Annotated in this window: 1 protein-coding gene; it reads left to right on the top strand. The window is 40.9% G+C overall.

Going from position 1 to position 1,870, the window contains the following annotated elements; translation table 11 throughout:
• Positions 1-529 precede the first annotated feature (529 nt).
• Complete coding sequence (gene ltrA / locus BTHG_RS23750) at positions 530-1,792, top strand: group II intron reverse transcriptase/maturase (RefSeq protein ID WP_042341297.1); 1,263 nt, start codon at positions 530-532, stop codon at positions 1,790-1,792.
• The last annotated feature ends 78 nt before the right edge of the window (positions 1,793-1,870 follow it).

Here is a 1,870-nt window from a genome sequence, read left to right as displayed (position 1 = left end):
TTTTTTGTGTGCCAGGCATGTTCATTAACTTGGCGGTGAGAGTCCGCTATGGGCGTTGGGATATGCGAACCATTAGCCAAGGGCAAGGGTGTCCGTGGCGACGCGGAATCTGAAGGAAGCCCTAGGCAAATCCTCGGTCTGAGGTACACGAATCACATTTGAGGTTTACGTTTCAGGACGAGTTTGCAAAACAAAACAAAGTCCAAAATATCCCCAGATGAACCGTAAATAAATGTGGCAGATATATGAGGAGAAAGTGAATGAACTTACCCTGGGAGGTCTCTTGATATCCTGGAAAGGAACCTACTTAGTGATAAGTAGCTGAATCAAGAGAAGTCAGCCGATGTCGTAGTATCAACCTTACGGTTGAGAAGGACGGAACGAAAGGAGAGACCATGTTAGACTACTTTACAAAGGAACGAAGACACAGCCAATCGTAAGACTGCATTAGAGCTAGAAGGGCGGAAACCGACGAACTCTATTGTAGAGTGGAGTTCTCTTTGTGCAAAATCAAGAACATGGGAACGATATGGAATATAATAACGAATTAATTGACAGAATTATAAGTCGAGAGAACATGAATCGAGCCTTTCAGAAGGTAAAGAGAAACAAAGGAGCAGCAGGAGTCGATGAGAAAGATATAGAAGCTACTCGCCTTCATTTGAAAGAACACGGACAAGAAATCATTCGACTTATACGGGATGGGCAATACAAACCTCGAGCAGTTAGAAGAGTAGAAATCCCAAAACCTAACGGTGGTAAGCGTAATTTAGGAATCCCTACGGTAACCGATCGAGTTATCCAGCAGGCAATTATTCAGGTGCTGACCCCAATTTTTGAGAAACAATTTAGCACTCATAGCTATGGATTTAGGCCTAATAAAAGTGCTCATCAGGCTATTGAACAAGCTAGATTATACATCGAAGATGGGTACCGGTATGTTGTAGATATGGACCTAGAAAGATTCTTTGATAAAGTACAACACGATAAATTAATGTCTATTGTAGCTAAGACAATTACTGATAAACCGACACTAAAACTTATACGTCGGTACTTACAAGCAGGAGTCTTGGAAAATGGTGTTGTGTCTGTAAATAAAGAAGGTACTCCACAAGGAGGACCACTTAGTCCACTACTTAGCAATATTATCTTAAATGAGTTGGATAAAGAACTTGAAAAACGAGAGCATAAATTTGTCCGTTACGCCGATGACTGCAACATATACGTGAAAAGTCAAAAAGCTGGTGAACGAGTTAAAAGCGGAATTACCGACTTCATAGAAAAGAAGCTAAAACTCAAGGTGAATGAAGAGAAAAGTGCGGTGGGAAAGCCGATAGCACGTATATTCTTAGGGATGAGTTTTTACCGAAGTAAGGGGAAAGTTAGGGTTTACGTGCCAAAGAAATCTAAACAAAGGTTTGAAGGTAAGCTAAAGAAATTTACAAACCGCAATTGGGGAGTAAGTATGGAATATCGGATTCAAAAGATAAACCAACTAATTCAAGGGTGGGGGAACTATTTCAAAATCGCTGATATAAAGAGATATACATATCTATTAGACGCACATATCAGAAGAAGATTGAGAGCCTGCCGATGGAAAGAATGGAAGAAAACGAGAACAAAATACCGAAACCTAAAGAAACTTGGCATCTACTCAAGTACTGCTTGGAAATGTGCAAACTCCCGAAAGGGATATTGGAGAACGTCTAATAATCCTGTCTTGGATTCAGCTATGAATAAAGAATACTGGCTGAAACAAGGACTAAAACAATTGAATCAAATTATTACATAAACTTTCGAACCGCCGTATACCGAACGGTACGTACGGTGGTGTGAGAGGTCGGCGCGGTAACGCGCCTCCTACTCGATT

The sequence above is a fragment of the Bacillus timonensis genome (assembly GCF_000285535.1).
GTDB lineage: Bacteria > Bacillota > Bacilli > Bacillales > Bacillaceae_L > Ferdinandcohnia > Ferdinandcohnia timonensis.
Note: the sequence above shows the minus strand (reverse complement) of the source record. Positions and strands in the feature narration are given on the sequence as shown.